The sequence below is a fragment of the Geminicoccaceae bacterium genome (assembly GCA_020638465.1).
In the GTDB taxonomy this organism is placed as follows: domain Bacteria; phylum Pseudomonadota; class Alphaproteobacteria; order Geminicoccales; family Geminicoccaceae; genus JAGREO01.
Window position 1 is genome coordinate 413,018 of record JACKIM010000002.1, and the last position, 12,247, is coordinate 425,264.

General features: G+C 62.6%; 10 protein-coding genes and 1 tRNA gene. 10 read left to right on the forward strand and 1 reads right to left on the reverse strand.

Annotated elements, in window-relative coordinates; all coding sequences use genetic code 11:
- Nucleotides 1-56: 56 nt before the first annotated feature.
- From H6851_12345 to H6851_12390, 10 genes are all read left to right on the forward strand, one after another.
- Nucleotides 57-1,058, forward strand: coding sequence for a Gfo/Idh/MocA family oxidoreductase (locus H6851_12345; protein ID MCB9944395.1), 1,002 nt, complete (start codon nucleotides 57-59; stop codon nucleotides 1,056-1,058).
- Nucleotides 1,059-1,091: 33 nt separating this feature from the next.
- Nucleotides 1,092-2,663, forward strand: a complete 1,572-nt coding sequence (locus H6851_12350) for an acyl CoA:acetate/3-ketoacid CoA transferase (protein MCB9944396.1) — start codon at nucleotides 1,092-1,094, stop codon at nucleotides 2,661-2,663.
- Nucleotides 2,660-3,427 (forward strand): enoyl-CoA hydratase/isomerase family protein, encoded by a 768-nt coding sequence (locus tag H6851_12355; protein ID MCB9944397.1) that lies wholly within the window; start codon nucleotides 2,660-2,662, stop codon nucleotides 3,425-3,427. The genes H6851_12350 and H6851_12355 overlap by 4 nt, the downstream gene beginning before the upstream one ends.
- Nucleotides 3,428-3,551: 124 nt before the next feature.
- The gene (locus H6851_12360; GenBank protein ID MCB9944398.1) at nucleotides 3,552-4,799 is read left to right on the forward strand and encodes a carbohydrate ABC transporter substrate-binding protein; all 1,248 of its coding nucleotides are present in this window, start codon (nucleotides 3,552-3,554) and stop codon (nucleotides 4,797-4,799) included.
- A 65-nt stretch (nucleotides 4,800-4,864) separates the two neighbouring features.
- Nucleotides 4,865-5,767 carry a sugar ABC transporter permease gene (locus H6851_12365; protein MCB9944399.1) on the forward strand — a complete coding sequence of 301 codons (903 nt, stop codon included), beginning with the start codon at nucleotides 4,865-4,867 and terminating at the stop codon, nucleotides 5,765-5,767.
- Nucleotides 5,767-6,648, forward strand: coding sequence for a carbohydrate ABC transporter permease (locus tag H6851_12370; GenBank protein MCB9944400.1), 882 nt, complete (start codon nucleotides 5,767-5,769; stop codon nucleotides 6,646-6,648). Before H6851_12365 ends, H6851_12370 begins: the two co-directional genes overlap by 1 nt.
- 4 nt (nucleotides 6,649-6,652) lie before the next feature.
- Nucleotides 6,653-7,765, forward strand: a complete 1,113-nt coding sequence (gene ugpC / locus H6851_12375) for a sn-glycerol-3-phosphate ABC transporter ATP-binding protein UgpC (GenBank protein MCB9944401.1) — start codon at nucleotides 6,653-6,655, stop codon at nucleotides 7,763-7,765.
- A gap of 3 nt (nucleotides 7,766-7,768) precedes the next feature.
- Nucleotides 7,769-9,247: a GMC family oxidoreductase gene (locus tag H6851_12380; GenBank protein ID MCB9944402.1), complete on the forward strand. Its 1,479-nt coding sequence runs from the start codon at nucleotides 7,769-7,771 to the stop codon at nucleotides 9,245-9,247.
- 40 nt (nucleotides 9,248-9,287) lie between these two features.
- Nucleotides 9,288-10,874, forward strand: coding sequence for a GMC family oxidoreductase N-terminal domain-containing protein (locus H6851_12385; GenBank protein MCB9944403.1), 1,587 nt, complete (start codon nucleotides 9,288-9,290; stop codon nucleotides 10,872-10,874).
- Nucleotides 10,875-10,991: 117 nt separating this feature from the next.
- Entirely contained in the window at nucleotides 10,992-12,029 is a 1,038-nt protein-coding gene (locus H6851_12390; protein ID MCB9944404.1) for a LacI family DNA-binding transcriptional regulator, read from the forward strand.
- 3 nt (nucleotides 12,030-12,032) lie between these two features.
- Here the strand turns inward: H6851_12390 and H6851_12395 are convergent.
- Nucleotides 12,033-12,109 (reverse strand) — tRNA-Arg (locus tag H6851_12395).
- Nucleotides 12,110-12,247: the final 138 nt, after the last annotated feature.

Here is a 12,247-nt window from a genome sequence, read left to right on the forward strand (position 1 = left end):
TGGAACGATCTAAAACGGACCTGTCCAAACCGGGTCCATGAAAACGGGGGAGGCGCATGCGCTGGGGGTTGGTTGGAGCCAGCAGGATTGCCGCGAACCATGTCATCGACGCCATCCGTGCCCAGGATGGGCAGGAGATTGTCAGCGTTCTCAGTTCGGATGCGGGTCGCGGCAGGGAATATGCGCGCGAGCGCGGTATTCCACGGAGCACGACGGCATTGGATGAAATCCTGTCGGATCCGGAGATCGGGGCCGTCTATATCTCGACGACCAACGAGAAGCATCATCCGCAGGCCATTGCGGCGATCGACGCGGGCAAGCATGTGTTGTGTGAGAAGCCGCTGGCGATGACGGTGGCCGAAGCGGTCGGGATGGTTCGTGCAGCGGCGGACAAGGGCGTCGTTCTCGCCACCAATCATCATCTGCGCAATGCCGGTTCGCACATGGCGATCCGGCAGCTGATCCGCGAGGGGCGTATTGGTGATGTTCTCAGTGTGCGGATCTTCCACGCCGTGCACCTTCCTGCCGAACTGCAGGGCTGGCGGATCAGCGACGCCGCTGCGGGAGGCGGGGTGATCCCCGATATCACCGTGCACGATGCCGATACGGTGCGTTTTTATCTCGACGAGGACCCGGTCGAGGTGGTGGCGCGGTCCGTGGCATCCGGAATGGGGCAGGGCGTGGAGGACAGTGCGATGTCGCTCTGGTCCATGCCCTCGGGAGCAATGGTGCAGGCGCACGAGAGTTTCACCCATCCCTTTGCGGGAACCGGTATCGAGGTGCATGGAACGAAGGGGTCGATCTTCGGCCGCGAGGTGATGACGCAGAGGCCGGTGGGCGAGATCTGGCTCGTCGATGGCACAGGTCGTCATCCGATACCGTTCTCCGATCACGATCTTTATCATCGTTCGCTCGGTGAATTCACCAAAGCCGTCAGGGGGCACGGCAAACCTGCGGCCGATGGCGTGGACGGGGTCAAGTCTCTGGCGGTGGCGCTGGCCGTCAGGGCTGCCGCCGGCAGCGGCAGGGCCACGACCATCGACTATGGAGGAATCTGACAGGTGGTTTCCATTGCTGCGACTTCGAGAACCATGACCAAGGTCGTGACGGCCGCCGAAGCAGTAGCCCGCATCGCCGACCGCAGCACGGTCACCGTCTCCTCGTCATCGGGGCTCGGTTGCCCCGATCATGTGCTGGCGGCCATCGGCGAGCGCTTCGAGAAGGAGGGGCATCCACGGAACCTGACCACCCTGCATCCGATCGCTGCCGGTGACATGTACGGTATCAAGGGTGTGGATCATATCGCCCGGGACGGACTGCTGGAGACGGTCATCGCCGGGTCCTATCCGAGCGGTCCGTCATTGCTGCCGATGCCGGAGATCTGGCGGATGCTGGTGGAGAACAGGGTCGCGGCGTATAATGTGCCATCCGGTATCCTTTTCGACATGCATCGTGAAACGGCGGCAAGGCGACCGGGGGTGCTGACGAAGGTCGGTCTGGACACTTTTGTCGATCCTCTCCGTCAGGGTTGCGCGATGAATGACCGTGCCGCAGCAAGGCCGATCGTGTCGCGGGTCGAATTCAACGGCGATATTTGGCTGCATTTTCCCAATATCGTTGCGGATGTGGCGATCATTCGCGCGACCACTGCCGATGAGAGCGGCAACCTCACCTACGAGCACGAGGGGGCCTATCTGGGAGGGCTCGAACAGGCGATCGCGGTGCGCAATCACGGTGGTCTGGTCATAGCCCAGGTCAAGCGTGTCACGGCAGCGGGGTCACTGCGTCCCCACGATGTCCGGGTGCCCAGCCATCTGGTCGATCTCGTGGTGGTCGATCCCGGTCAGAGACAGACCACGGAGACCGACTACGACCCTGCGATTTCAGGCCAGATCATGCGCCCATGGTCGAGCTTCAGGCTTGCTCCGCACGGTATCGAGAAGGTCGTGGCGCGTCGGGCGGCCATGGAACTGCGTCGTGGCCAGACGGCCAATCTCGGTTTCGGCGTCTCGGCCATGGTCCCGCGCATCCTGCTGGAAGCCGGGCATCCGCAGGCCGTCACCTGGGCGATCGAACAGGGTGCCACCGGTGGCATGCCGTTGACGGATTTTGCCTTCGGTTGCGCATCCAATGCCGACGCCTACATGCCGTCGCCGCAGCAGTTCATCTATTTCCAGGGCGCCGGATTCGACGTCTCGTTCCTGTCGTTTCTCGAAATCGACACCGAGGGCAATGTGAATGTGTCGAAACTTGGCAAGAAGCCCTATCTGACTGCCGGTTGCGGGGGGTTCGTGGACATTACTGCCCATGCGAGGAAGATTGTCTTTTCGGGACTGTTCGAGGCCGGTGCCGATCTCGATCTCGGCGAGAACGCGCTCACGGTCAGGAAGCCGGGCAGGTTCACCAAGATGGTCGACGAGGTCGAGCATGTGACCTTCTCCGGCAGGCGTGCACGCGAGCAGGGGCAGGAAATCCTCTATGTCACCGAGCGTTGCGTGATCCGCCTCGAACGCGACGGGCTTGTTGCGACCGAGATCATGCCGGGCATCGATGCTGCCCGCGATATCGCCGAGGCGTCGAAGGGCAGGGTGAGGATTGCCGAAAATGCGGTGACCATGCCGGTGGCCCTGCTTTCGACCCGGGCGCTGGAGCTGGACCTTTGAGCGCGCTGCATCTGCTCAGGGATGGCCCGATTGCCGAATTGCGGCTGGACAATCCCGCCAGGTTGAATGCGTTCACCATGGCGATGCTGGACGCACTCGAAGCGCATTGCGCGGCCATCGAGCGCGATCCGTACATCCGTGCGGTGATCGTCACCGCCGAGGGTGACCGGGCATTCTGCGCCGGGGCAGACATCCGCGAATGGTCGAGCCTGAGCGGTGCCGAGTTCGCCCGGCACTGGATTCGTGATGGCCACCGCATCTTCGACCGTCTCGCCCGACTCTGCCGGCCGACCATCGCGGCGATACAGGGCCATGCGTTCGGAGGCGGTCTGGAATTCGCGGCCACCTGCGACATCCGCGTGATGGCGCCACTGGCGACGCTGGGCCTGCCGGAGACAGGCGTCGGCATCGTGCCGGGCTGGTCCGGCACCCAGCGGCTGACCCGGCTCCTGCCCGAACCCGTCGTCAAGGAAATGGCCCTCTTCGGCCGACGGATTCCGGCCGCGCGCGCCCATGCCCTGGGCTTTGTCGCGGAAGTCGCCGATGATGCGCGCGATGTGGCCCGGCAGATGGCCCACAGGCTTGCGGCAACCTCGCCGCGGGCCACGGAGGCGGCGAAATACATGATCCATGCCGCTGTCGGCGAGGATCGCGCGGCCATGGTCGAAACGCTGGGCGGCGGACTTGTGGCATCCACGGCCGACATGGCCGAGGGGGTGGCCGCCTTCAAGGGCAAGCGCCAGCCGGTTTTCACTGGTGAATGACCAGGGGCGATTGAGGCGTCAAGACGGTGACCATGCGTAACGGTCGCGCGCGGGTATCGTGATTGGAGATGCGGCCGCAAGCCGGGGCCCGACAAGGGGTCCCGTTTGAGAAGGGAGCTGTTTCATGCGAAATCTGTTGAAGACGATGACGGCGGTTGCCGCACTTGTGGCAGGTACGGGGGTGGCCCGGGCCAATGATGTCGAGGTCTTGCACTGGTGGACGTCCGGCGGAGAGGCCGCGGCACTGAACGTGCTCAAGGATGATCTCCAACAGCAGGGTATCGGCTGGGAGGACATGCCGGTTGCCGGCGGCGGCGGCACGCAGGCGATGACCGTATTGCGGGCTCGCGTCACCAGCGGCAACCCTCCGACCGCCGTGCAGATGCTGGGGTTCGACATCATCGACTGGGCGAAGGAGGGGGCGTTGGCCAATCTCAACCCGATCGCCGAGGCCAATGGCTGGAATGATGTCGTCCCTGCCGCCTTGCAGAAATTCTCGACCTATGACGGAAAGTGGGTCGCGGCACCGGTCAATGTCCACTCGACCAACTGGGTCTGGTCCAACAAGGCGCTGATGGACGAGCTGGGCATCGAGCAGCCGCAGACCTGGGACGACTTCGTCGCCGCCCTGCAGAAGGTCAAGGATTCGGGACATGTGGCTTTGGCCCATGGTGGCCAGGCGTGGCAGGATGCGACTCTCTTCGATGCGGTGGCGATGTCCACCGGCGGACCCGAATTCTACCAGAAGGCCTTCATCGACCTCGATACCGGCACGCTCGGTTCGGACACCATGAAGGAGGTCTTCGACCGCATGACGACCCTGCGCGGTTTCGTTGATGACAATTTCTCCGGCCGCGACTGGAATCTCGCCACCGCCATGGTGATCAATGGCGAGGCCGGCTTCCAGATGATGGGTGACTGGGCCAAGGGGGAATTCCTCAACGCGGGAAAGAAGCCCGGTGAGGACTTCCTGTGCTACCGCTTCCCCGGCACCCAGCAGCAGGTGACCTTCAATTCCGACCAGTTCGCCATGTTCAAGCAGGGCGATGAGGTATCGCCCGAGCAGGCTGCCCTTGCCACCGCCATCCTGTCTCCCGGCTTCCAGATCGCGTTCAACAAGGTCAAGGGCTCGGTGCCTGCCCGCACCGATCTGGATGTGGGCGAACTCGATGCCTGCGGCCAGCAGGGCTACGGGGAATACAAGGCCGCGGCGGGCAGTGGCAACCTGTTCGGTTCGATGGCGCATGGCCATGCGAACCCGGCCTCGGTCAAGAACGCGATGTACGATGTGATCACGGCGCAATTCAATGGCGAGTACGACAGCGAGACGGCTGTCCAGGAACTCGTCTCGGCGGTCGAGATCGCCCAATAGCGAAAATCGCGGATCCGGGGGGCGGCCGATTTCCCGCTTCCCGGAAGCCGGGGAGGTATCCGAAAATGTCCTTGACCGAAACGGCGGTCCGCGAAGGTCCGGGCGACCGGTTGCGCGACGCCCTGCCCAGGCTCGTCTTGAGTCCGAGTGTCGCCATCGTCGCGATATTCGTCTACGGGTTCATCCTCTTCACCTTCTATCTCTCCTTTACCGACAGCAGGATCCTTCCCAGCTATGGCTGGGTCGGCTGGAAGAATTTCGAAAATCTCTTCCGGATCCGTGCGTGGAACATCGCCGTCACCAACCTCGTCATCTTCGGCGTGCTCTATATCGTCATCTGCTGCGCCCTCGGGCTCCTGCTGGCGATCCTGCTCGATCAGAAGATCCGTGCCGAAGGGTTCATCCGGACCATCTACCTCTATCCCATGGCCCTGAGCTTCATCGTCACCGGTGTCGCATGGAAGTGGTTCCTCGATCCCGGTATCGGGCTGGAGGCCGTGATGCGCAGCTGGGGCTGGGAGAGCTTCATGTTCAACTGGATCAAGGATGGCGAGATGGCCATCTACACCATCGTCATCGCCGCGGTATGGCAGACCAGCGGTTTCGTCATGGCGATGTTCCTTGCCGGACTTCGCGGCATTGACGGCGAGATGCTGAAGGCGGCGCAGATCGACGGCGCCTCGACGCTGGCTCTCTATCGCCGGATCGTCATACCGCAGCTCCGGCCCGCGTTCATGTCGGCCTTCGTGGTTCTCGCGCACATGGCGATCAAGTCCTACGACCTGGTCATCGCGCTCACGGGCGGTGGTCCCGGCACGGCCACCGAGGTGCCGGCGACCTTCATGTACTCCTACACGTTCTCGCGCAACCAGATGGGTATCGGTGCCGCGTCGGCCGTCATCATGATGATGACGATCGCGGCCATCATCGTGCCCTATCTGTGGTCCGAGTTGCGGGAGAAAAAGTGATGACGGCGCACACGGCTTCCTCTTCCTCCGGTTCCATGAACCGGGCACGATATCTTCTCTACGCGGTACTCATCCTCTTTTGCCTCTATTATCTCCTGCCGCTCTATGTCATGGTGGTGAATTCGCTCAAACCACTGGCGGAAATCACTTCCGGCGGCATGATGTCGTTGCCGCATGAATGGACGATCGCTCCATGGACGAGCGCCTGGTCGACGGCCCAGGTCGGCGTCGATGCCACCGGCCTTCGGCCCTATTTCATCAATTCGTTCCTGATGGTCATTCCCGCGGTGGCCCTCTCCACGGTCCTGGGCGCGCTCAACGGTTATGTCCTGACCAAGTGGACCTTCAGGGGTGCTACCGTGATCTTCGGGCTGATGCTCTTCGGTTGCTTCATCCCGTTCCAGATGGTGTTGATTCCGATGGCGCGGATGCTCGGCCTGATGGGACTGGCCGGCACGGTACCCGGCCTGATCTTCGTCCATCTGGTCTACGGCATCGGTTTCTCGACTCTCTATTTCCGCAACTACTATGCGGCATTTCCCAATGAGCTGGTGCGAGCGGCCCAGATCGACGGAGCGGAGTTCTTCACCATCTTCCGGCGGATCATGCTGCCGTCATCGGGACCCATCGCGGTCGTCTGCATCATCTGGCAGTTCACCAACATCTGGAACGATTTCCTGTTCGGTGCCTCGTTCTCCGACTTCGACAGTCAGCCGATGACGGTGGCCCTGAACAATCTCGTCCAGTCGTCGACGGGCGTGAAGGAATACAATGTCCATTTCGCCGGTGCCATCATGGCGGCCTTGCCGACACTCTTCGTCTACATCGTCGCCGGACGCTATTTCGTCCGCGGATTGATGGCCGGCTCAGTGAAAGGATAGATCCATGGGCTTCCTTGATATCAACAACGCAACGAAGTCTTACGGTTCGGTCAAGATCCTGCATGAGACCGACATCTCCGTCGAGGAAGGTGAATTCCTTGTCCTCGTCGGGCCATCGGGCTGTGGCAAGTCCACATTGCTGAACATGATCGCCGGTCTCGAGGAGGTCACTTCGGGCGACATCGTGATCAAGGGCCGCAGCATGAACGGGGTCAAGCCCGCGGATCGCAACATCGCCATGGTGTTCCAGTCCTACGCGCTCTATCCGAACATGACCGTCAAGGGGAATATTTCCTTTGGCATGGAAATGCACGGAGTCGCGAAGGCGGAGCGGGAAAGGCGCATCGCCGAGGCCGCAGAACTGCTCCAGATCGCCCACCTCCTGAATCGCAAGCCCGGCCAGCTCTCGGGCGGTCAACGTCAGCGCGTGGCGATGGGCCGCGCCCTCGTGCGCGATCCCGACGTGTTCCTGTTCGACGAGCCATTGTCCAACCTGGATGCCAAGCTGCGGGTGGACATGCGCACGGAGATAAAGAAGCTGCACCAGAAACTGGGTACGACCATCGTCTACGTCACGCATGACCAGATCGAGGCGCTGACGCTCTCGACCCGGATCGCGGTGATGTACGGTGGCTACGTCCAGCAGCTTGGTACACCCAGGGAGATCTACGACAATCCGGCCAACATGTTCGTCGCCGGCTTCATGGGATCGCCGTCGATGAACCTGTTTCCGGCAAGCCTTGTCCATCACGATGGCGGGCCGGCTGCGGAGGTCCGCCTGGCCGACGGCTCAAGTGCCATCCTGCCGTTCCCGGGTGAAAGGCGGATCGCTGCCTCCGATCGCCGGGACATCATTCTCGGCATCCGGCCGGAGGCGATCACGGATCGCGACGGAGCCGACCGCAATTCACGCAATGTGCATGTCGTGGAGGCCCGGGTCGAGCTGACGGAGCCTGCCGGGTCCGACACCTTCGTCGTCAGCCAGATGGGCGGCAAGGATGTGACAGGCCGTTTCCGCGCCGACGTCGCGGTCAGGGCCGGGGACCGCTTTCCCTTTGCCGTCAACATGGACAAGGCGGTGGCCTTCGATCCCAAAAGCGAAAAACGGGTCGCCTGAACCATGCGGGATGCACCCGACATCGTCATCGTCGGCAGTGGCATGGGCGGTGCCACACTCGCTGCCGGTCTGGCGCCATGCGGTGCAAGGATCGTCATCCTTGAGCGGGGCCGGCCGATTCCGGCAGATGCCCCGGTGCGTGATCCGAACAGGATCTACACGAACAGCGCATTCCGTTCGAACGAGACCTGGCTGGACGAGGCCGGCCGGCCGTTCGAACCGGGAAATTACTACAATGTCGGCGGCAATTCGAAGTTCTACGGTGCGGTGCTGATTCGCTACCGTGCTGAAGACTTTGGCGAACTGGAGCATTTCGACGGAATGTCTCCGGCCTGGCCCTTTCCCTATGACGAACTGGCGCCGTGGTACGATGAGGCGGAGCGGCTCTATCGGGTGCGCGGGGATGTGGCGTCCGATCCGACCGAACCGTTGCATCGCGGTCCCTATCCCTATCCTCCCGTACCCGATGAGCCGGCCGTGGCTCTGGTACGCGAGCGGCTGGCGAAGGTCGGTGTGAAACCGTTCACGCTGCCGCTGGGGGTGGATATCGAGCGATGGTTGCGGGCGGGGCGAACGGGGTGGGACGGCTATCCCGACCTGCATTGCGGGAAGATGGATGCGGAGACCTGCGGTCTCTCCGCGGCGCTTGCCCATCCCAATGTCGAGATGGTGACAGGGGCGCGGGTCATCCGGCTTGAAACCCGTGGCAGCCGCATCTCCGGGATCGTCTACGAGAAGGGGGGCGAGCAGCGCCGCATGACACCGCGGATCGTTGCCGTCTGTGCCGGGGCGGTGCAGTCTGCGGCACTGCTCCTGCGATCGGGCGTCGCCAACGCATCGGATCAGGTCGGGCGCTGCTTCATGAACCACAATGCAAGCGCCCTGATTGCCATCGATCCCCGCTTCAGGAATGATTCCATTTACCAGAAGACCTTTGGTATCAATGACTGGTACCTGACGGATGGTGCCGATGGCAGGCCGCTGGGCAATCTCCAGCTCCTCGGCCGCGTCGTGCCCGACATCCTCAAAATCCAGGTGCCGAGCCTGCCGATGCCGGTGGCGCGCTGGATCTCCCGGCATGCCATCGATCTCTATGTCATCTCCGAGGATCTGCCGGACACCGAAAGTCGGGTCGTGCTCCGTGGCGATGACGTCCAGCTGCTGTGGCGACGTTCGAACATGACCGCGCACCGCAAGCTGGTCGCGAGAACAAAGGAGACGTTCAGGGCTGCCGGCTTCCCGATCGTGCTTTCGCGCCTGTTCGATGGCCGTGTGCCCTCTCACCAGTGCGGCACTGTCCGGATGGGAAGCGACCCGGCGACATCCGTCCTCGATCCGCAATGTCGTTCATGGGATCATCCCAACCTGTTTGTCACGGATGCGGGAGCGCTGCCAACCTCCGCGGCGGTCAATCCGGCGCTCACGGTGGCCGCCATCGCCCTTCGTGCTGCCGGCACGATCCGCCAGGAACTCACCACGTGATCCATCCGGCGTCGATCCGCCATATTTGAGGACTGTCTCCATGCGCAACGGATACGACTTCATCATCATCGGCGGTGGTTCCGCCGGTTGCGTGCTGGCGGCCCGCCTGTCGGAAAACCCGGCGACGCGGGTGTTGTTGCTGGAAGCCGGTGGCGGCGACCGGCACCCGTTCTACCACCTGCCGGCCGGCTTCGCGAAGATGACCAAGGGCATCGGCAGCTGGGGCTGGTCGAGTGTCCCCCAGCGCCACATGCAGGGCCGGGTCTTCCGCTATACCCAGGCAAAGGTGATAGGCGGCGGGTCGACGATCAATGCCCAGATCTACACCCGCGGCAATCCGCTGGATTATGACGAGTGGCGACAGAAGGGCTGCGAGGGATGGTCCTACGAGGATGTTCTTCCCTACTTCAGGAAGGCCGAGGACAACGATACTTTCGCCAATCGTTACCATGGCAAGGGCGGTCCCCTCGGCGTCTCGAAGCCCCGGGCGCCGCTGCCGATCTGCGAGGCCTATTTCGAGGCTGCCGCCGAACTGGGCATTCCGTTCAACGACGACGTGACAGGCGAACGCCAGGACGGTGTCGCCTATTACCAGCTCACCCAGCGCAATGCCCGGCGGTCTTCGGCCGCCATGGCCTATCTGGCTCCCAACCGCAAGCGGCCCAACCTGACCGTCGAGACCGGCGCCCAGGTACACAGGATCGTCGTGGAGAAAGGTCGGGCCACGGGTGTGGAATTGCTCGACGGACGCAAGCTGACCGCCTCCATCGAGGTCATCCTGTCTTCGGGGGCGATCGGCTCGCCACGGCTCTTGCAGCTCTCCGGGATCGGTCCCGCGAGCCACCTCGAAGGCCTTGGAATCGCGGTCGTTCATGACCAGCCCGGTGTCGGCTCCAACCTCCAGGACCATCTCGACCTTTACTGCATCTGCGAAGTCTCCGGTCCGCACACCTATGACCGTTATGCCAGACTTCACTGGTCGGCTGTTGCCGCGCTGCAATATCTTTTCACCCGCCGCGGTCCGGTCGCCTCCAGTCTCTTCGAGACCGGCGGCTTCTGGTATGCCGATCCGGATGCCCGCTCGCCCGACATCCAGTTTCATCTCGGGCTGGGGACCGGTATCGAGTCGGGAGTAGCGTCCATGCCGGATGGCGGAGTGACCCTCAACTCGTGCTATCTGCGTCCGCGTTCCCGCGGTTCGGTCCGGCTGCAGAGCCGGGATCCCGCGGCAGCACCCCTGATCGACCCGAACTATCTCGAAGATCCGCGTGACCGCGAGCTCTCGATCGAGGGGCTCAGACTTACCCAGAGGATCATGGCGCAGGCGCCGCTGAGGCCGTTCATAAAGGCCGAACGCCTGCCCGGACCGGATGTGAAGACCGACGAAGACTATTTCAACTTCATCTGCGAGCATTCCAAGACGTCGCATCATGCATCCGGAACCTGCCGGATGGGTTCCGATGCCGAAGCCGTGGTCGATATCCGGTTGCGTTTCAATGGAATAGACGGTCTTCGCGTCGCCGATGCCTCGATCATGCCCCAAGTGGTTTCCTCCAATACCAATGCCGCGGCGATCATGATCGGCGAGAAGGCCGCAGACATGATCCGTGAGGACAATGGCGTCTGAAGTGTGGCAGCGGAGCTTCGATCGGGTCCTTCAAGACCGTCCGTCCCGGACTCCTTCGACCATGATGCCGGTAGTCCCGTCCGGCTCGACCGGAGTGCCCTGCGGGGGCGTGCGAACATGAAGCGGCGACCGACGATCCTCGATGTGGCGCGTCATGCGGGAGTATCCAAGTCGACCGTATCGCTCGTATTGCGCAACAGCCCGCTGGTCAGGAACTCCACCCGTCTCGACGTGGAAAGGTCCATGGCGGCTCTGGGCTACGTCTACAACCGCTCTGCCGCCAATCTGCGCGGCACGGGGTCGGGGCTGGTCGGCCTGATCATCAACGACCTGCGCAATCCGTTCTTCACGGAATTCGCCGCAAGCGCGCAGATGGCGTTTTCCCGCGAGGGTTATGCCACCGCGATCGCCAATACCGACGAGGATCCGGCGATCCAGGCGCAGGTCGTCGATTCGATGATCGAGCATGGCGTTTCGGCCTTCGTCATTTCGCCTGCCTATGATGACGACAGGACGACCTTCGACAAGATCGAACGGGCGGGCATTCCGACCATGCAGGTCCTGCGCAGGATTGACGATCGAACCGACCTGTTCCCCTTTGCATCCCTCGACTATACGGCGGGTGGAGAGCTGGCGACACGGCACCTGATCGAGCTCGGATGCCGCAATATCGCATTCATCGGCGGGCTCGCCGACCGGCCCATCACCCGTGAGCGCATGACCGGCTATGAGCGGGTCATGATTGCGGAAGGTCTGGAGCCAAGGCATTTCCCCGGCCGTCCGTCACGGATGATCGGCCGCCGGATGGCCCACGGGCTTGCGCGGGAGTGCCCCGGCATTGATGCCGCTGTCTGTTTCAGTGATCTCGTGGCCCTGGGCATGCATTCGGGATTTGCCGAAGCCGGTGTGGTCCTGGGCGAGGATTTTCGCCTTGTCGGTTTCGACGATATCGAGGAATGCTCGCTGGTGTACCCGCAACTCAGCTCCGTGCGCTGCGATATCGCCCGTTTCGGCGAACATGCGGCACGGGCCATGCTCCGCTGGCTGGTCCACAACCAGCATCCGCCCTGCGAACGCCGCGAACCCATCCACCTCATCCCCCGCCAGTCGACCCTTGGACGAGGTTGCAATCCGGATCGATGCAATCCGGATTGATGATGGTGCGCACGGCAGGACTCGAACCTGCGACCTCATGCTCCGGAGGCATGCGCTCTATCCAGCTGAGCTACGCGCGCGACAGGGGCTCTATAACCCAGTCAGCGCCACCGCGCCAAGCGACTTTATCGTTTCCTTTCCTGCCTATCGACGTATGCTCAAATACAGGAAGCGAGTGTAAAACTTCCCGATCGACCGCATAATCCCCATCTGTGTAG

Bases quoted from the DNA above. Each gene is read 5' to 3' on its own strand.
- ugpC (MCB9944401.1), top strand. From the start codon at position 6,653: ATGGGCTTCCTTGATATCAACAACGCAACGAAGTCTTACGGTTCGGTC.
- H6851_12380 (MCB9944402.1), top strand. From the start codon at position 7,769: ATGCGGGATGCACCCGACATCGTCATCGTCGGCAGTGGCATGGGCGGT.
- H6851_12350 (MCB9944396.1), top strand. From the start codon at position 1,092: ATGACCAAGGTCGTGACGGCCGCCGAAGCAGTAGCCCGCATCGCCGAC.
- H6851_12370 (MCB9944400.1), top strand. From the start codon at position 5,767: ATGACGGCGCACACGGCTTCCTCTTCCTCCGGTTCCATGAACCGGGCA.
- H6851_12365 (MCB9944399.1), top strand. From the start codon at position 4,865: ATGTCCTTGACCGAAACGGCGGTCCGCGAAGGTCCGGGCGACCGGTTG.
- H6851_12385 (MCB9944403.1), top strand. From the start codon at position 9,288: ATGCGCAACGGATACGACTTCATCATCATCGGCGGTGGTTCCGCCGGT.
- H6851_12390 (MCB9944404.1), top strand. From the start codon at position 10,992: ATGAAGCGGCGACCGACGATCCTCGATGTGGCGCGTCATGCGGGAGTA.
- H6851_12345 (MCB9944395.1), top strand. From the start codon at position 57: ATGCGCTGGGGGTTGGTTGGAGCCAGCAGGATTGCCGCGAACCATGTC.
- H6851_12360 (MCB9944398.1), top strand. From the start codon at position 3,552: ATGCGAAATCTGTTGAAGACGATGACGGCGGTTGCCGCACTTGTGGCA.